Consider the following 18,957-nt stretch of genomic DNA (forward strand, 5'->3'; position numbering starts at 1 on the left):
TTGCTACAATTTTACATTAATTTCACTAAATGAAGGAAAATTTATGGATGAAGAATTAGAAAACGAAGAAACAAAAAAGAAAAAAGGCGGTTCACTTGTAATTATTATTGTTATTTTACTTTTTGTTTTACTTCTTAGTATTATGGGAGTGATTGCTTGGCTTATTTCAAGCAGTTCAAGTGATGAAAGTGAAGTCAAAGAAGCTCCAAAAGAAGAGACAAAAGCTGATAAACCTAAAGTTTCAGCTCCTACTCAGCGAGGTAGTGATTTTGCTAATATAGGTCCTATGTACCCACTTGATCCTTTTACCCTAAATTTACTTAGTGATAGCGGCTCAAGATATGTAAAATGCACTATAGAACTAGAACAAAATAGCGAACTTTTAAAACCTGAACTCGATAAAAAAGTTCCAGTGATTCGTGATATTATTATTCGTACATTAACAGCTAAAACTTTTGAAGAAGTAAGTACACAAAAAGGCAAAGAACGTTTAAAAGATGAGCTAGTTGGAAAAATCAATGAAATTTTAACCGATGGCTTTATTAAAAATGTTTATTTTACGGATTTTGTAGTTTCTTAAATGCGTGTAGGCTGTGATATCATCGCCATTTCTAGGATAGAAAAAATTCATTCTAGACATGGCAAAAATTTTTTGGATAAATTTCTAAGCCCAAAAGAACAAATACTCATTAAAAATCCAGCAACTCTAGCAGGTCTTTGGGCTGCTAAAGAAGCTGCTAGCAAGGCTTTGGGTGTTGGAATTTGTGAATTATGCAGTTTTTTTGATATTGAAATATCAAAAGATGAAAAAAACGCGCCTCAATTAAAATATTCTCAAAAAATTACAAAAAATTTTAATATCACTCAAACTTCCCTAAGCATTTCTCATGATAATGGTTTTGCTATAGCCATAGTGGCTATAGTTTGATTATTTTCCTATAGTTTGCTTGTCTAAATTTCTTGAAAGTATGAAATCTACCACAGGTTGTTCTCTTTTATTTGCTCTTTTACAATGATCTTTTTGAAAAAAATCTGTGATTTTTATAACAATCCTTGCCCATTTTTTACGATTTCTTTCACGCCACGCATGAGAAGAAACGCTCTCCCAAGCATAGCCATTAAACAAGCTTGCATTTACAAAATGATCTAAGGCTCTAACACCCTGTCTTGCTCGTGCGGTATTAAAAAAAGTTCCTATAATCACGATAAAAAGATATCCTAAAACTGCTAAAGGTACTATTGCACAAAGCAGAATAGTCCCTGCTAATTTTTCTTTTAAGCTTCCTTTTAAAGTGCGTTTTACACGACGACGAAAATTGGCACGAATTTTAGTTCTAACTCTTTTCATAACTCTCTTTTGCTAAATTTTATCCTCATACCATTAGCCGAACGCACTGTTAAACGGCCTACTACATCAGGTACAAAACCTTCTTCAAGTTCTAGTTTGTAAGTTTTTAAAATATTAGCCAAAATCAAAATCGCTTCTTGCATAGCAAAACCTTGTCCTATGCAAATTCTTTCCCCTACACCAAAAGGCAAATAAGCATCTTTTTTGTATTCTCCTTCAAAACGAGAAGGATTAAATCCATGTGGATTTGTCCAAAATTCTTCATGTCTGTGTATCAGCCAAGGAGCAATCACCACCCCAGAACCTTTTTTAATAAGCTTATCTCTAACTTGGGTATCTTTTTTTGCCTCTCTTGCAAAAAATCCAACAGGAGGATAAAGTCTTAAAGATTCTTTAAAAATATTTGTTAAGTATTTAAACTGTCTTAGATGCGAAATTTCAATGGCTCCACCCTGTAAAACCTGAGTAATCTCCTCATAAGCTTTTTCTTGCTCCTTAGGATAAAGACTAAGCAAATAAAGCGTCCATGTCAAAGAACTTGCTGTGGTTTCATGTCCTGCTAAAAAAAGCATAGCCACTTGATCTAAAATTTCCTCAAAAGAAAAACGCTTATTTGTATCTGCATCCACTACTAAAAGCAAAGATCCTAAAATATCTTCAAATTCTGCATTATCTGCCATATCATATCTTGGTTTTATGATGTCACTTAAAACCTGTCTGATCACATCTCCGGCCTTAGCACGCTTACGATCTCCTAAAACATAAGAAAGCCATTTTGGAAAACGAAACATACGACGCATGGCTGTATGCACGCTTTGCTCTTGAAAAGTCACAAAGGCATTTAAGATTTTTTTACCTTTTTCCTCATCGAGTTTTGAAGACATAATGGTGCGAAAAATCACATCAGCGGTAATAAAAGTCATAGCTTCATCTACTTCGATAACAGCATGATTTGGATACTTGCTAAAACGATCCATCATATCTGCCACAGCTTCACTCATAAGATTAAACACTTTATTGATACGAGTCATTTCAAAACTTGGACGCAAAAGCTCTCTTTGCTTTTTCCAAACTTCACCATTTGTAGTAAAAATGCTCTCCCCTAAAAGCGGACTTAAAAGCTCATGCAAAAATGCACTTTTAGGAAATTCTCTAACCTCATCAACCATCATTCTTTTAACTTCTTTAGTGTCATTTATAACATAAAGATCAAAATTTGGCATCTTCACATAGCCTGTTTGCATTTTATAACTACGCTCATAAAGCCCATCAAGCCAAGATCTACGCTTTAACAAAAAAGTTAAAAGTGTAGAAGCCTTATTTTTATAAGGTTTTGGAAAAAAGGGACATTCGCTCATATTTTTGCCTTTTCTTCTAAAAATTTAGGCATTATGATGAAAGAAAAAAAATCATAATCACCTTTAACACTAATACTATAAAGATATAAAAAGTGTGCTTTGTTTTTATCTCTTTTTATTTTTTTATACTCATGTTTTTCATATAAAGTGTGAAATTTAGCACTTAAAAATGGGGGTGTAAATTTAGCATTTACACCACTCGTGCGGAAAAAATCCACTTGAGGAAAACATGCTCCATCAATAATCGATGTGTAATCATACCATTTTAAATCAAACCTTGAAACAAATTCAAGCTTCTTTCTAAATTCACCTGCTTTTTTTTGATAACTCACTAAAGGTATGCATTCTCCTAGAGTAAGAATTTTTAATTTACAAAGTAAAGATAAATCTAAATTTTGTCTTAAAATACACTCCAAAACTTCTATACAAACTATAGTTCCAACACTATGCGCTACTAAAATAAGTTCATAATCTTGTTTGCTTTCGTTTTGTTTTAGCTTATCTACTATAACATTTGCAAAAAGCTTGATTCTTTCTTGCATAATGCCTGTTTTTTTATCTTGCCAAGTAGCACAAAAAGCACAAATTCTTGCTATCCAAAATACAGCTAATTTCTTACCTAATTTAAATAAAAAATGATTTAGTAAAAATCCTAGAAAACATCCTATGATGATAGCTAAAGAAAAATGCATATAATTTTGCAAAAAAGCAAAACTTCCAAAAGCTAAAACCAAAGAAAATAGCAAAGAAAATAACACATAAAAAAAAGGATAATAACCTGTGATAAGTTGATAAATCGACTCTTTACCAAATTTGATAAAAAGTCCTGTGATAGTATAAATTCTAAAAAAACTATAACAATCTACTAAGGCATCTTTATAATTTTCTGACCAATTTTTCTTAACAATATCATTCCATGCTAAAAAATGATATTTAGTTTGCACTCCCTCGCAAGAAATTTTAAAAAAAGGAAATTGCTCATTTTTTTCAATTTTACTTAAATCAGCTTTAATGTTAAAAGCACGAGAATAATCTTTTAGGTTTTTTTTAAATAAATCATAATAAAATCTATAACTTTTAGGATCATATCCTGCTATATAAAATACTTCCCTATCCATACAATATTTCTTTTTTGCTTTTAATTATAACAACTTTGCTTTAAAAGCTCTCTTAATCAAAGCTTTTTAGTCTTATTTGTCTAAAAAGAAATTTTTGTAAAAATTGCCGTTGAATTGATTAGTTTGTAAAAGGTATTTTTTAAAATTACATACCAAAACAGGATTGGGTTTATAAGCATGAGCTTCACGCCAAAAAAATTGAAGTTTCTTTGGATAAGATAAGCCTTCAAAATCATAAAAAGCATTGCCACAAACCTTAGTCGGACAGCCTTCTAAAATAGCACTAAGACCCACTGTTGAATTTATAGTAATACAACCTAAAGCCTTTCTTAAAAGAACTGGCAAGTGGGTATCATGAACATATAAAACCCTTCCTTCGACATGATATTTTTGAATTAAATCACTTATGAGTTTAGAATAATTCTTATAACCCCTATCCATGGGATGGTGTTTAAAAACTAGATAAGATTTAGCTCTTGCATGGTTTGCAAAAGAAAGTATGGTTTCCTCTATAAAGTGCTCTATGCTTTTTTTGTAATGATATTTAATTTGCGTATCGCTATAAACTTGTAAAATCGCCAAAAAGTACTTTTTTTCTAAATTATAAATCTTTTCATTTAGTTTTTTTTCTGTAATCTTGTAAAGATATTTTCTATATAAAGATCTAAACCAAAATAAAAATTCAAAAGGATATAAAGTGCGATGATGAAGTTTGTTGTTAAAAAATGGGGCCAAAATAAAAGCAAATAACCAATACAAAAAGGCATCAAAAGCCATAAATTTAAATCCACCTGGAATTTCTTTTATGCTTTCTTTGGTAAAAATATTTTGAGAAAGATAAAAATTTTTATCACGCGGTAAAGAAGAATTTGCATTCACCCCATCTTTTTCCAAAGTAATACAATAAGGCCTTAAATATCCTTCTTCAAAAATCCATATTTCAACTCCTAATTCTTTAGCCACTTTAATAGCCTTAGCATGGATAATACGACAATCATTATACATTAAAATAGCATCGATTTTTTTGCTTTGAAAAAAATCTCTATAGAAATTTTCAAGATCTTTTTCATCGCACTTACACCTCGTTCCACTAGGATAGAAAAAAAAATCTCCACCGTTAAAATTGAGTTTAAAAACTTTGGTTTGTTTTTTTTTCATTTTTATTGCAAGAAGGTGAAAAAAATTTCCCACAGGTCCTTGCAAGAGTAAAACATTTTTACCGCTAAATTCTTTTTTAATTTTAGTGCTAAATCTCATTTCTTTGCTAAAAATTCATAAAATCTTCTTATTTTTCTAAGTATAAAAGTTTTAAAATCTATTGCCAATTTTATATATTTTTTTGAAAAATAAGCTTTTTGTAAATTTAGCATTATATCTAAACAAACTTCAATTTCACATAAAGTTTTTGTTTTAGGATTTATATATCTTGGATATGTGATCAAAGCACCTGCTACAAGCTCTTCTAGGCTTAGTTTTCTTGTTCTTCTTTCGCATCTATATTTATCTTTTGTTAAACCCCAGCCCGCATAAAAAGGCATGCCATAAGTAAAAACTTTTTTAGCTCTTAAAAGAGCATCAAAACCACTTGTAGAAGTAATAGTGTGAATTTCATCAGCAATTTTTATAGCACTATCAATACTGCAATCTTTTACAATCTCATCACAAAATTCCAAGATGAGTGTTTCATCTTTTAAACCTACACGGTTGCCGCTTAACACATCAGGATGGGGTTTAAAGATGATATAAGCATCTTGATTTTTAGAACGTACCTCCTTAAGCAAATCAAGAGTAGATAAGCCAAAACCTCCTAAAATCATCGAAGCATCATCTTCAACTTGAGCGGGGATTAAAATAACCTTTTGTCCTATTTTGGCATTGATTTTTAAGTCTTCATGCTTTAAACCATTATATTTTGAAAAGCGGTTCTCAAGTAAGGTTTTTATAATATTTTTTGCCCTATTTAGCATATTTTTATCAAAAATTTCATTTTGCAAAAGTTCTTCTAATTTGCTTACTTTATTTGGATCTATGTAAAGTCCTTTATCATCAACGATTAAAGAAAAAGGGCGCGTAAGATCAGAACCTAGTGAAATTGAGCGGATAAAACCATCTTCCACTAAAGAAACTTTAGGGGTAAAACTAGTTAAATTTTGCTCTTTTGCCTTTACTAAAAGCAAATTTTTAAGAGTATTTTCATCATATTTTTTACCCCAAATAAAGAATTTATCATCTTCTTTAAGCTTGTATCTAGCTAAAGATTTAATAGAATTTAAAAAAATAATTTCATTATTTTTAGCCTTAAAAAAAGGCTTGATAAAATACCTTTTCCATAAGGTAAAGCCTAGCATAAAAAGTCTATTAGAATTTGCCTTTTCTATGCTTTTATATTTTGCTAAAGTTTGAATAGTATCAAAAATATTACTTTTTTGATTTAAATAAGGATTAAAATACTCGCTATAAAGTATATAAGCAGCATAGAAAACTTCTTCTAAACTTCTTTTTTGCATCCTTCTTTTACACTCTAATTTATCTTTTGTTAGACCCCAACCTGCATAAAAAGGCATGCTATAACAAACACACTCACATCCTTGCATCAAAGCTTCAAAACCCATACCAGAAGTTTTGGTATAAACCTTATCAAAAAACTCAAGCAAGGCTATGGGATTAAAATTTTCAGTGATTAAAATACATTCTTTAGGTAAGGATTTTATGTCTAAATCACTTTGTTTTTTACCGCTTAAAACGTCAGGATGGATTTTTATATAAATTTTAGAATCAGGATTTTCTTTTATAGCATCTTTTATCATATCGACGGTTTTAAAATCTTTAGCGAGCCCAAATTCAAGCGAGGCATCATTTGCCGTTTGAGTGATGATTAAAATCCTTTTTTCATCTTTTTGAAAATAATCATCTGGAATATCGAGATTGTTATTATACTTGCTAATTTTATATTTTTTGATAAGCTCTATAGCTTTTTTAGCTTGCTTGATTTCTTCATCTTTAAATTCATAAGTATTTAAAAGATTTTCAAGCTTTGAAGGCATTGTTGCATCATAATAAATGCCTATATCATCTTTAACCATAGAAAAACTTGGGCTATTTTCAACCCCTAAGTTTAATGAGCGGATAAATCCATCTTCTAAAAGTATGAATTTAGCCTTATATTTTTTAGCTAAATTCATAGCTTTTAAACCTGATTTTTTGCGTCCCCAGCCAAAGAAAAGGTCATCTTTATTTATTTTTAAATTTTTCTTATACAAAGAAATGGTATAAAAATTTCTAACATTAGCGATAAGTTTTTTTGATGTTGAGTAATACTTCATAAATATTTCTTTTAAAAATATTTTTAAAAGAATTATAACAAATTTTTTATATCAAAAATTCAATTTTATAATTTTTATTAGAATTCAGAAAAAATATTTATATTTTTATTTTTTTGATATCTCAACCAATAACCCGCCATCATCGAAGAAATTAAAACGGTTAAAATAAGTGTTGTAAAAAAGCTTACATTAATAATCTGATAATAATAAGCAACACTAGCTAAAACTATTCCTGGACCACCTCTAGCATTCATAGTAATTGCAAAATTAATTCTTGAAATATTAGAAATTTTAACAAAATTTAATCCTATATAACAACCTAAAAATTTCAATAAACACGCAAGAATTAAGAAGAATATAAACATGTTAAAAGAAAATTCATGCATAATATTTAATTGAATACCGATTAAAGCAAAATAAATAGGAATAAAAAATGAAAAAGCCATATCTGAAATACCGTTAACTTTTTCTCTTAATTCTTGATGATTATTTAAAATATTTTTTATTAAAAAACCTACAAGAAATGAAGTATACATAGGGTTGATATGAATCATATTTAAAAAAGCTATAGATAAAAATAACACAACAAAGCTTAAAGTAAAAAAATCAATTGTACTCATGCGAAAAGAAATTTTTTCAAAGAAATGAGAAATTACCTTCACAGCTATAAATAAAAATAAAGTAAGAAAAGCGGTTTTAAGATTGCTCATTAAAGTTAAATCTTGATTTGTTGCGGCATTAATAGTAATATTTAGTAAAATCCATAAAAACAAATCTTGTATTGTTGAAGTGGTTAAAACTATACTTGCAAATCTTGTTTTAATCACTCCTATATCAAAAAATATTTTTGATATTACAGGTATAGAAGTTACAGCAATGGCTATTAAAAAAACCAAATCAAAAGATAAATCATTCCCCTTTGTTCCAATAAAACTTTCTTTAAAATAATCAATAAAAAAATATCCCACACCAGCAGATAAAAAAGTACCACCTAAAAATAAAGTAGAAATAATCTTAATATTTTGTTTTTCAAAACTAATTTGCGTATTAAACCCTGCAATAAACATTAAAAATATCAAACCTAATTGATAAAAAATATTTAATATCTTGCCTTGCTCATTAAATCCATTAAAGATATCTGTAAGTAAATCAGGAGCAAAAATATACAAACCACTTGCCCCCAAAACAAAACCACCAAAAATTTCACCAATTACTTTTGGAGCTTTAAATAAAGTAAATAATTTTCCAAAAACAAAAGAAGAAAATAATAAAACTCCCAAAGATAAAAATATAATACTAATATTCTCAGGACTTAAAGATTCAAATTTCATATTGCTTTCCTAAAGAATGATTTTTTCATTATTGATTTCATCTTGTATTAAATTTAAAATCTTAACACATTCTTCTACATAGTGTCCTACAGCTGTTTCTTCAGAAAGTTGCACACCAAAAACTCCACTTTTTGCGATATTATATAAATCATCAATTTCTGCAATAGTAGGAATAGGTTTTTCTTCCATATTTTTTAAAATTTGTGTAGCTAAAAATACTTTAATTGCATTATGATGTGCCATTTCTACAATATAATTTTGAAAACGTGGAATTTTTTCTATACCAATTTCTGTAGATAAATCTCCTCTATCAATTAAAATATATTCTACTTCTTGCAAAATACTGTATAAATTATTCACTGCTTCTAAAGTTTCAATTTTAGAAATAATCTTAGTATTTGAATGAAGCACTTGTTTTATTTCTTGTATATCACTTGCTTTTCTTACAAAAGAAGCTCCTACATAAGCTATATCAAACTCATTGCAAAGCTTTATAAGCTCCTTGTCTTTTTCAAATAAAAAAGGAATATTATCATGCAAATTTCTTACATGCATACCCTTATTATTTAAAAGCAAACCTGTGCTTTTGGAAGTAAATACAACTTCTTTATCATTTACCTCTTTTACAATAAACAAAAATATGCTGTCATTAGCATAAACCTCCATACCTGGTTTAACAAGCTTATAAAATTCTTTGTAATTAAACTGATCAATTTTTAAAGAAAAATCCTTATCTTTTTCTACTTGAATAGCCTCGCTAATCCCTGAAGTTCTAATTTTATTTCCTGGTAAATCAATCAAAATATCAATATCAGCTTTTTGTTTTCTTAAATTAATAATAGTATTTTTAATACTCTCTATATCTCCATGAGCTCCATTAATTCTATAAATAAATTTATCTTGATGAATTTGATTAAGATTTATCTTTCCACCTAAACTAGGACCTGTTGTTAAAATAAGCTTCTTCATTGTCAATCCTTTAATCAATAAAAATATTTTCTCTACCTAAAGCAAGTATACTAGCAGAAATTTCTGAACGCATCATAAGTTCGCTAGGAATTTTACCCTCGCTTAAATCCTTTCTAATTTGCGTACCACTAATTGCAATTCTATGTTCTTTATAATGTGCACAATTTTTTTCACTCACAATTTTTTGACATTTAGAACAATAATAAGGTTCTTTTAAAAGTAAAAAATCTATACCTAAATCATAACGCATTGATAGATCTTTAGCCAACTTTTGCGCCTCGTAAATTCCGTAATAATCTCCCACTCCCGCATGATCTCTGCCAATGATAAAATGGGTACAACCCATATTTCTTCTAAGTAAAGCATGAAAAATAGCTTCTTTAGGACCCGCATAACGCATAGCAGTTTGTAAACCTTGAATATAAACTCTATCTTTAGGATAAAACTCATCAAACATAGTTTTATAAGCACTCATCACTGCTGCTTCGGTAAAATCTCCTTGCTTTTTCCAGCCTGTTAGAGGATTAATAAACAAAGCATCGCAAATTTCAAGCGCAATTCTTTGCAAATGTTCATGAGCTCTGTGGATAGGATTTCTTGTTTGAAAACCCACTATGGTCTTAATATCAGCATTAAAAACATCTTTTAAAATATTTTTATATAAAGAATCTTTATAAAATTCTTCTTTAAGTTCTATTTTTCCACCAACACGCAAAGAAGAGCGTTTTTTTTCTTTTATAATACCAGGATGTTTTTCATCTTTAGTTTGAAAAATTTCATAAAGATCCTGATCTTGAACGCAAAATTTATCTTCGATTTGAATATTTCCTATAAATTTGTCTTGATAATATAAATCTTGCTTTTGTCCCACATAAATATCTTTAAAATCATCCACTTCTAAAGTAATAGGCAAGGTCCATATTTCACCATTTAAAAGTTGCATTTCATAAATTACTTTTTTATATTCTTCATAATTCATAAAACCTTCCAAAGGATAAAACACACCGCTAGCAAAATATTTTAAATCTAGGAAATTTTCATGGGTTACTTGTAACATTTATTCGCGCTTTGAATTATCTAAATTTTGAGAAAGCGCTGTTAAAATAAGGCAAACCTTATCATCAAGTGCTGCCATTTGGGTATTGTCAATCACTAAATCAGCTTTTGGTTCATCATACGGAATGTCTACACCCACGACATTTGAAATTTCGCCCTTTAAAGCTTGGGTATATAAATTCTTTTTATCGCGTCTTTTCAACTCTTCAAATTCACATTTTATATAAATTTCAAAATAATTTTTTAAATATTTGCGGTTATACTCATAAATTTCATTCCACATAGAAATCGCACTTACAATAACTATCATTCCTTGATTACTTAAAAAACGAGCAAAATCGGATCGTTTAAAGGATACATCCATACGACCTTTTTTATCATAGGAAAAATATCCCAACAGCTCTCTTAACTCATCTCCATCAAGATAGATAACATTGTCATATTTCTCTTTTAATTTTCTATACAATGCTTGCGCTATATAACTTTTACCACTTCCTGCTAAACCTGTAAGCCAAATAGTTAAATTATGTTTCATTACACATCTGCTCAAATTTTTGATAATATTTCCATTGTTTTAAATGCTTTGGATAATTTATTTTTATAAAATTTAATTCTTCATCTAAAATATCTTTTAATTTTAATCGCAAATCTTTTCTCATTTGTAAATATTGCAAAATTTCTTCTTCTGTAATAAGATTGTTTTTAATCTTTATCTCATTCTCTTCAAACGCATCCATATAACCGTTTAAATATTTTTTGCTATCTATAAAACATTTTTGATTATTCTTTAAAATATTATATTCTTTTTGTTTTATTAACAAAATAATATTATCAAACATTAACTTTCTTTCTTTAAAAATTTCAGAAGTAATGTCAATATAGTCTTCATCTGTCATCTTAGGCTCTAAAGAATTAAAATACATAAGATTTTTTGTAGTAATTACTATATTAATACAAATTTCACCTATAACAATAGAATATACAACTGGAAGCACAACCAAATCACCTTGATGGCGATTAATTCTTTTAGAAAAAAAAGAATAATCGCATTTTACATTAAAAAATTTATCAGCTATAAAATCAAATGTTTTTCGAGCATTTAAACCAGAGATTTCATTAAGCTCAAAACACAATACATCTTTTTTTAAAATTTTAATTCTTTGATATGATTTAAAGTAAAGTTCATAATTATCTAAAACTTTTATCAAGCTATTTAATTCAGGTTTGCTTGAATTGGAATACCAGTAAAGTATTTCTGGAAAAAGCTCTTTAAAATTTGAATTTAAAGTTATCTGTTTCATCATTGGTTTTATTTTGCTATTTTGGTCACCTATATGATTTATTGCATGCCTGATAATTGATATTGGATCTCTACATATATATAATAAAGGAACATTGCTAGCAAATAAATAATAAATTTTATCATTATTTTCAAACACTCTTGGAGCTATAGCTACATGTGTTTTTTTGCTTAATATATACGTATAATTATCGATATAAACTTTTTTTTCATCTTCACAACCATTTGCATTAATAGTTGAAATATCTGAATAATTAAAAAATGTATAAATAGCTACTGTTCCACTGCATGCAGCCCATAGCCATATTAATTTATAATTTTCAGGCAATGGTAAATTCATTTTCCAAGCTAATTCGCCTGAAATATTATGATAATTTATTTTTTCTGCTTGATCATTAAGTTTTTTAGGGTCAAGTAAAGAAGGATAAGGATGATTTACATCTTGAAATCTTTGCTTAAAATCACTTGATAATAACCATTCTTGTATCATTTCCAAATGATTTAGCGTATAATTAAAATTTTGAAAAATAACTTTTAATGCTGGTATATAATTTTTATGTAAGTCTAAAATAATTTTCAAATTATCCAAATTACACATGAATAAATTTTTATTTTCAGCAAGTATAATATAAATATTTTCTTCAAACTTTTTAGAAAGATCTAAAATTTCTTTTATTATTTTATAATCTTTTTTAGTTTGTTCTATATTTTTAAAAAGAAAAAAATACCCATCTTTAAACTTATTCATATCAGCCTTGATTAAAACTTCTCCCAGCATATAAGATAAATGAAATTTATATCTTAGGGATTCACTATAATCAGGACATGTTTCCAAACTTGGATATTTAAGTTGAGGAAAGATTTGTATGGTTTGTTGATAAATTTGTTGTTCTTTTTTATGTTGTTTTTTAATTTTATAAAGTTTTTTAAATAATGCTATATACCCCCCCCCATTTTGTTTAAAATCAATTAGAGCTTGACCCAATTTATAAGCTAAATAGTTTTTTACTCTTTCTATAGCTGAGTCTGGGTTATACATAGGGTTTCTCCTTTAAAAATGGCTTTGGTTGGTTGTAAAATTATAATAATCCTCAGGCACACCAATATCTATAAAATAATCATCAAAAATTTCAGCTCTTGCCTTTAATTTTTCATAATTTTCTTGTAAAAATTCTTCAAAAGAAAATTTTTTCTCTAAATCAAATTCATTAAAAACATCTTTAGTTAAAAGATAAATTCCACCATTGATTAAACCTTGCTTTTTGAATACCTTTTCCTCAAAAGAAATTACAAGACCTCGCCAATCAACATTTACCGTACCATACCTATCAAAATTATTCATTCGTTTTAGAGCAAGACAAATTTTACTTCCATTTAGTTTTAATTTACTTAAATCTATATCAAAAAAAGTATCGCCGTTTAAAACATAAGCTTCATTTTTTATAAATTTCAAAGCCTCTTTTATAGCTCCGCCTGTTCCTAGGGGCTCTTTTTCGATGCTGTATTTTATTTTTATACCTAAAAACTCATCTTTAAAATACTCTTGTATCACTTCATATTTGTATGATACTGCTAAGATAACTTCTTTTATACCTTGCTTTTTAAGATATTCAAAAATAAATTCTAAAAAAGGCTTATCATTTATCGGTGCCATAGGTTTTGGAATATCTTTTATAACGCTTTTAAGTCTTGTTCCTAAGCCACCACAAAGTATTATTGCTTGCAAGAAAAACCCTTGCCAAAAAGCTCTTCTTCAACGATAGCACAAATAATATGTCCTATTAAAATATGTGCTTCTTGAATTCTTGGTGTGCAAGTTGAAGGTACTTTTATACAATAATCACAAAGCTCATTCATCGCTCCGCCACTAGCTCCGCTTAAGCCTATACTTATGATTCCTTTTTGCTTGCAAAGATCTAGAGCTTTTAAGATATTTTTACTATTTCCACTTGTAGAAATACCTATAAAAATATCTCCCTTAACACCTTGAGCTTGTACTTGTCTAGCAAATAAATTTTCATAACCATAATCATTCCCGATAGCTGTTAATACGCTAGTATCTGTAGTAAGTGCAATACTTGCGATACCGGGTCTATCAAAATAAAACCTACTTATAAATTCCCCTGCGATATGCTGTGCATCAGCTGCACTACCACCATTTCCTGCTAATAAAGTTTTGTTACCATTTTTATAAGCTTTTATGACTTCCAATGAAACATTTTTAATAAGAGTTATTAAATCTTCATCTTTTAAAATTTGCTCTTTTACCAAAATTGATTCTTGAAAATGTTCTTTTATATAATTATTTATAATTTCCATGATTTAACCCCCTCTTTTGTAAATGAAAAATCTTGTACATAACCTTGCTCTTTGTTTAAAGCTTTGATTAAATTATATTTTTTAGTAGGATCTACAAAGAAAAACATAAATCCACCAGCTCCTGCTCCACTAGTTTTGCCGCTATAAGCTCCATTATCTATAGCGAGTTTATAAATTCTTTCAAGCTCATCATTACTAACGATTTCTGAAATGATTTTTTTTGACTGCCAAGACTTGCCTAAAATTTTCGCCAAAGTATCAAAATCAGCTCTAAATAAAGCTTCTTTCATCTTTATAGCATCTTGTTTTATAGCGTGCATAGCTTCGAGGGATTTTTCATCTCCAAGCTTTCCTTTTTTATGCTCTTCTATATCTTTTGCTTCTCTTGTAATATTTGTAAAATAAAGCACAGTTCTAGCTTCAAGCTCACTAGCTATCCAGTTTTTAATACGCAAAGGATTGACAATAACTCTTTTATTCTCATAAAATTCCATAAAATTAAATCCCCCAAAAGTTGCGGCGTATTGATCTTGTGCTCCGCCTACTATGCCTAAATCTTCTCTTTCTATCTCATAAGCAAGTTTAGCGATTTCATATTCCCCTAAAGGTAGATTAAGCCACTCTGCAAAAGCTTTTATAATACCTACAACTAAAGTTGAACTTCCACCTAATCCACTACCACTTGGTACATCTGAATAAGTGTGCAAAGAAAAACTTAAAGGTTTTTTTGTAAAATCTTTTACAATACGATTATAAATACTTTTAAAAATATCTAACTTTCCATCATTTTCTAAATGCTCTTTACTTTTGTACTCACAGTAAGAATTTGTATCAGGCGAATCAAAAATGATTTTTCCATCTTCTCTTTCAATCAAAGTGCAATGTATATATAAAGATATAGTCGCATTTAAAACATAACCTGTGTATTTATCACAATATAAATTTATATCAGTTCCCCCGCCTGCTAAACCTAAACGAAGAGGAGTTTGTGTGCGTATGGTTTTCATCTATTTAAAGGAATCCTTCCTTTTTTTATCTCGTCTCTCCAATGATTTAATAGATCCTCAAACATTTGTCTGGCTGGAATTTCTGGCTTCCAGTCAATAAAACTTTTGATTTTTGTATTATCAAACATTTGATAATCCGCATCAATTGGGCGTAATCTTTCTTCATCTTGCTCTACTTTAATATCTTTTCTCGTAGAAAAAGATAAAAGTATATCTATAACTTCAGGAAGTTTAAAGGCTTCTTCACCTGCTATATTAAAAGCTTCCCCACAAGGAACTTTTCCTTTTTGGCTTTCTAATGAAAGTAGATAATAAGCCCTTATGGCATCACGACAATCTTGAAAGGTTCTTACACTCGAAAGATTTCCAACCTTGATAACAGGCTCTTGATAACCCGCTTCAATGAGTGCAATTTGTTTTGCCACCGTGCTTTCAAAAAACACATCACTTCTTCTTGGACCACTATGTGTTCCCATTCTTGTAACAAAAGTGCGAATGTTATAAGCTTCGCCATAAAATCTTCCTAAATAATCAGTGCCGATTTTGCTTATGCTATAAGGACTTGCACCGTGAAAAGCTGTTTCTTCATTAAGTTTAACACCTGCTTTTGCTTTACCATAAACTTCACTTGAAGAGCAGATATGCACTACAGGGTCATATCCATCTTTTGCCTTTAAAATTCTAATGTTTTCCAAAATATTTGCTGTGCCTATGATATTTGTTTGTAATGTTTCTATAGGTATATCAAAAGAAGTTTTTGGGTAAGACTGTGCGGCCAAATGAAAGATCACATCAGGCCTTTGACTCTCGAAAAGTTTTTGAAGACTAGAGTAATCATTTAAATCTGCATAAAAAATACTGATTCTATCTTTTTTATTTATCCTATCGCTTAAATGATAGATATTGTCCATAGGTTCTTGCCAACGCATCATACCTATAACATCATAGTCTGTGTTTTCTAGCAAGAAATCTGCCATTTGAGAACCAACTTGCCCTGTAAATCCTGTAATTAACGCTATTTTTTTCATAGACTATCCAATACTTTTTTAAACAAACTAATTTGTTCACTAATACTAAATTGGTGATTACCCACAAAAAATCCTTTTTCATGAATATATTTTGCATTTTTTAATTCTTGATGAATTTCATAGTCAAAATACTTAATTACCTCATTTTGTGTAAAATCTCCAGTAGCTATAGGACGGTATTCTATATCATTTTCTTCTAATTTTTTAATAATATCTTTTCTTTGTAATTTAGAATTTGATCTAATTACCAAAGAAAATCCAAACCACGAACTACTTCCAATTTCCTTTTGCATAATAAATTCAGGATGGTTTTTAAAATACTCACAAAATAATTTAGCATTTTCTCTACGATGTTTTAAAAACATAGGTAATTTTTTAAGTTGTTCTATGCCTATAGCTCCACTCATTTCCACTGGACGCACATTATATCCTGGCAATACAAAACGAAATGACTCGCTAAACCAATCATCGCTTTTATTGGCTACTAAATTTTCTTTTGGAAGATTTCTAGTCCAACCATGCGCTCTTAAACAAAGAAGTATATGATACAACTCATCATCATCTGTTACCACAAATCCACCTTCCATTGTAGCCATATGATGAGAAAAGAATGTTGAAAAAGTTCCCATAATACCAAAAGTTCCGGCTTGGCTACCTTTATACTCTGCACCCATTGATTCGCAATTATCTTCTAGCAAGATAATATCTTTTCCCTTAATAAGATTATTAATTACATCAAAATCATTAGGATTTCCCAATAAATTCACAATCATGATCATTTTTGTTTTATCGCTAATAGCACTACTTAAAGCATCTAAATCATAATTTAATGTCTCTAGATCTATATCTACGAATTTTAACTTTAAACCATATTGATAAAGTGGATAATAAGTGGTGCTCCATGATACTGCGGGAACTATAACTTCATCTCCTTTTTTTAATTTAGGGTTTTTTGTATAAAATAAGGCTGCCGTTGCTATCAAATTTGCAGTTGAACCCGAGCTTGTCATAACCGCATACTTGGAACCTGTAAATTTAGCAAAATCTTTCTCAAATTCAGCCACCTTTTTACCCATAGTAAACATATCGCTTTTAATAACATCTTGTATTGCTTGTAATTCCTTTTCATCCCAAGTTGATGAAGCTAGTGTATATTTTTTCATTTTATTCCTTTTGTATTTTTTAGCTTAGTTGCTAGATCCAATGAACGCTTCATACATACATCCATATTATAATACTCCCACTCGCCAAATCTACCATGAGAGATTATATTTAATGAATTTAAGTATTTTATAGCCTCTTCTTTTGACTGTTTATAGTTTAAATCAAACAATATATAAGCATGCTCGGTAATATTATGTCCTACTATATTTTTTAAATACGGAAGTTTTTTAATTTCTTTTTCAAAATACTCAATAGAATGGCTTCCTATCCTTTCAGCAAGACAATAATTTTTATTAGGAGTAAAAAATGTACCTATATTTATTGTCCTATGAATTCCAATATCTTTATCTGGTATATAAGCCCATGTAAAATCCACACTTCCATCCGTTTCACATAAAACATTTGATACTCTGTTAAATTTTAAATTTCTAAAGTGTTTTTGTATATCATTTGGCACATCACTTAATATATCCACTAGCATATCCAAAGGAGATGTGTTGATAATCAAATCATATTCTTTCTCACCATTTATAATCCACTTTAAATTTTTTTTCTCAATACTTTTAACAGGGTATTCTAAGAGCATGTTGACACCTTTTCCTATAGCCTCTATAAAAGTGTTTTGATTATTAGTCTTTGGATAGTAATATCCACTAGCTTCTACCATACCGTCCACACCTTTACCGTTAACTAAAGAATTATAAAAATTTTCTTTTGTAGGAATAGGTAGTTTCATTTGTTTATCATCTACTGTCCATATACTATCCATATTCTTTGGCTCAATACCCCAAATTTTAGTATTATATGGTATGAAATATTCTTTTGCTAATGTTGGACCAAAATGATTTATAAACCACTCTTCAAGATTTTTTCCTTTTTCGTATGATGCACTAAACATCTCTTTAGTAATTTGAAAAGCTAAATTAGGATCAAATTTATCAATCTCTAGAACTGAATTTTCTATCGGATTATTAATCCAGTGATTCTTAAATAAAATTTTTGCATCCTTTATATAACGATTCCATTGATCCCTTACTAAAACATTTTTAAAAACAAAATCTTTAACCTCATTATACCTTGTAGTAAAACAATGACCACCATTAACATGGTAAGCTATACCATTTATATCTTTAGTTCTTGCTATTCCACCAACAACAGATTCTTTTTCTAAAATCTCGACCTCAAAATCATCCTTGAGCAATCTTGCTAGAGACATACCAGAAATTCCAGCTCCTATAATACATATTTTTTCCATCAATACCTCTTCTTAAATATTTTTTTTCAATTCCCTAATCTTAAACCATAATTTAATAAATCCGCCCGTATACCAATTCTTACTAGCCTTAATAAATTCTTCGCCTAATTTATAAGTAAAACATTCTTTTTCTTTTAAAGCCTCGTTATAATCAGGATAAGTTTCTAAAGGAGGTAAGGCTGAATTTGGATTTTGTTTTATTTTTTCTTCATAGGCTTTTTGTTCAAATTGATGTTTATCTTTTATGTAAGATAATACATAAGGCATTCTTATATAGCCCCATAAACTTTTTGAATTAGCAATCAAAGCTTTTCCTAGTTTATAGGATAGATGATTTTGAATTCTTTGTTTAGCTGTGCCATATTCGGTTTGAAATTTTAA

Annotated in this window: 18 protein-coding genes and 1 pseudogene; 2 read left to right on the plus strand and 17 right to left on the minus strand. The window is 29.0% G+C overall.

Translation table 11 applies throughout. The features are described from left to right. The first annotated feature begins 43 nt into the window (after positions 1 to 43). Complete coding sequence (fliL, locus tag AJN69_RS02300; protein ID WP_002877383.1) at positions 44 to 580, plus strand: flagellar basal body-associated protein FliL; 537 nt, start codon at positions 44 to 46, stop codon at positions 578 to 580. After that, entirely contained in the window at positions 581 to 928 is a 348-nt protein-coding gene (gene acpS / locus AJN69_RS02305) for a holo-ACP synthase (protein WP_070287685.1), read from the plus strand. On the opposite strand, the gene AJN69_RS02310 is transcribed toward acpS, so the two are convergent. The 17 genes and pseudogenes from AJN69_RS02310 to AJN69_RS02390 form a co-directional block, all read right to left on the minus strand. Continuing rightward, positions 929 to 1,348, minus strand: a complete 420-nt coding sequence (locus tag AJN69_RS02310; protein ID WP_002862076.1) for a hypothetical protein — start codon at positions 1,346 to 1,348, stop codon at positions 929 to 931. Next, positions 1,345 to 2,706 (minus strand): cytochrome P450, encoded by a 1,362-nt coding sequence (locus AJN69_RS02315; RefSeq protein ID WP_002936391.1) that lies wholly within the window; start codon positions 2,704 to 2,706, stop codon positions 1,345 to 1,347. Before AJN69_RS02315 ends, AJN69_RS02310 begins: the two co-directional genes overlap by 4 nt. After that, entirely contained in the window at positions 2,703 to 3,824 is a 1,122-nt protein-coding gene (locus AJN69_RS02320; protein ID WP_070287686.1) for a DUF829 domain-containing protein, read from the minus strand. The genes AJN69_RS02315 and AJN69_RS02320 overlap by 4 nt, the downstream gene beginning before the upstream one ends. Positions 3,825 to 3,896: 72 nt before the next feature. Further along, positions 3,897 to 5,081 (minus strand): capsule polysaccharide modification protein KpsS, encoded by a 1,185-nt coding sequence (gene kpsS, locus AJN69_RS02325; protein ID WP_070287687.1) that lies wholly within the window; start codon positions 5,079 to 5,081, stop codon positions 3,897 to 3,899. After that, positions 5,078 to 7,147, minus strand: coding sequence for a capsular polysaccharide biosynthesis protein (locus AJN69_RS02330; protein WP_053869590.1), 2,070 nt, complete (start codon positions 7,145 to 7,147; stop codon positions 5,078 to 5,080). The genes kpsS and AJN69_RS02330 overlap by 4 nt, the downstream gene beginning before the upstream one ends. Positions 7,148 to 7,224: 77 nt before the next feature. Then, complete coding sequence (locus tag AJN69_RS02335) at positions 7,225 to 8,478, minus strand: cation:proton antiporter (protein WP_053869589.1); 1,254 nt, start codon at positions 8,476 to 8,478, stop codon at positions 7,225 to 7,227. A 9-nt stretch (positions 8,479 to 8,487) separates the two neighbouring features. Continuing rightward, positions 8,488 to 9,447 carry a pyruvate kinase gene (locus AJN69_RS02340; protein ID WP_053869588.1) on the minus strand — a complete coding sequence of 320 codons (960 nt, stop codon included), beginning with the start codon at positions 9,445 to 9,447 and terminating at the stop codon, positions 8,488 to 8,490. Positions 9,448 to 9,457: 10 nt separating this feature from the next. After that, entirely contained in the window at positions 9,458 to 10,504 is a 1,047-nt protein-coding gene (locus tag AJN69_RS02345; protein WP_053869587.1) for a sulfate adenylyltransferase, read from the minus strand. After that, complete coding sequence (locus AJN69_RS02350) at positions 10,505 to 11,038, minus strand: adenylyl-sulfate kinase (RefSeq protein ID WP_053869586.1); 534 nt, start codon at positions 11,036 to 11,038, stop codon at positions 10,505 to 10,507. It lies immediately after the preceding gene. Continuing rightward, entirely contained in the window at positions 11,028 to 12,842 is a 1,815-nt protein-coding gene (locus AJN69_RS02355; RefSeq protein WP_053869585.1) for a DUF2972 domain-containing protein, read from the minus strand. The genes AJN69_RS02350 and AJN69_RS02355 overlap by 11 nt, the downstream gene beginning before the upstream one ends. 12 nt (positions 12,843 to 12,854) lie before the next feature. Further along, complete coding sequence (locus AJN69_RS02360) at positions 12,855 to 13,529, minus strand: nucleotidyltransferase family protein (RefSeq protein ID WP_053869584.1); 675 nt, start codon at positions 13,527 to 13,529, stop codon at positions 12,855 to 12,857. Beyond that, the gene (locus tag AJN69_RS02365) at positions 13,517 to 14,122 is read right to left on the minus strand and encodes an SIS domain-containing protein (protein ID WP_053869583.1); all 606 of its coding nucleotides are present in this window, start codon (positions 14,120 to 14,122) and stop codon (positions 13,517 to 13,519) included. Before AJN69_RS02365 ends, AJN69_RS02360 begins: the two co-directional genes overlap by 13 nt. Beyond that, the gene (gene hddA / locus AJN69_RS02370; protein ID WP_053869582.1) at positions 14,110 to 15,129 is read right to left on the minus strand and encodes a D-glycero-D-manno-heptose 7-phosphate kinase; all 1,020 of its coding nucleotides are present in this window, start codon (positions 15,127 to 15,129) and stop codon (positions 14,110 to 14,112) included. Before hddA ends, AJN69_RS02365 begins: the two co-directional genes overlap by 13 nt. Next, a complete protein-coding gene (locus tag AJN69_RS02375; RefSeq protein ID WP_053869581.1) occupies positions 15,126 to 16,157 on the minus strand; it encodes a GDP-mannose 4,6-dehydratase in 1,032 nt (343 codons plus the stop codon). Before AJN69_RS02375 ends, hddA begins: the two co-directional genes overlap by 4 nt. Further along, positions 16,154 to 17,320 (minus strand): DegT/DnrJ/EryC1/StrS aminotransferase family protein, encoded by a 1,167-nt coding sequence (locus AJN69_RS02380; RefSeq protein ID WP_053869580.1) that lies wholly within the window; start codon positions 17,318 to 17,320, stop codon positions 16,154 to 16,156. The genes AJN69_RS02375 and AJN69_RS02380 overlap by 4 nt, the downstream gene beginning before the upstream one ends. Continuing rightward, complete coding sequence (locus tag AJN69_RS02385; RefSeq protein WP_053869579.1) at positions 17,317 to 18,576, minus strand: NAD(P)/FAD-dependent oxidoreductase; 1,260 nt, start codon at positions 18,574 to 18,576, stop codon at positions 17,317 to 17,319. Before AJN69_RS02385 ends, AJN69_RS02380 begins: the two co-directional genes overlap by 4 nt. Before the next feature lie 12 nt (positions 18,577 to 18,588). Then, a pseudogene (locus AJN69_RS02390) lies at positions 18,589 to 18,957 on the minus strand (glycosyltransferase family 2 protein); the annotation flags it as partial.

This window comes from Campylobacter sp. BCW_4338 (assembly GCF_001763255.1).
In the GTDB taxonomy this organism is placed as follows: domain Bacteria; phylum Campylobacterota; class Campylobacteria; order Campylobacterales; family Campylobacteraceae; genus Campylobacter_D; species Campylobacter_D jejuni.